We start from the raw sequence: 245 nt of genomic DNA, 5'->3' as shown, positions 1-245 counted from the left end.
AGCAGACCAGCACGTCGCCCCGTTCATAGAAGATGTCGAGCGTGCCGTTGCCCGTGTGCGTATCGACGTCGAGCACGGCGACCTTGCCGAAGCGCTGGCGCAGATGCTGCGCTGCGACGGCGGCATTGTTGAAGGCGCAGAAGCCGTTGGCGGCGCCGGCGAGCGCGTGATGACCCGGCGGGCGGCACAGGGCATAGACCATCCGCGTCCCGTCGGCGACCCGCTGCGCGGCCTCGATGGCCGTC

1 pseudogene is annotated in these 245 nt (G+C 69.8%); it reads right to left on the bottom strand.

Annotation, left to right across the window (positions count from 1 at the left end):
• Positions 1 to 245 (bottom strand): annotated as a pseudogene (locus ACZ3GY_RS24645) (histone deacetylase family protein); the annotation flags it as partial.

This window comes from Pseudomonas sp. PME37.24/006, assembly GCF_055556635.1.
Note: the sequence above shows the minus strand (reverse complement) of the source record. Positions and strands in the feature narration are given on the sequence as shown.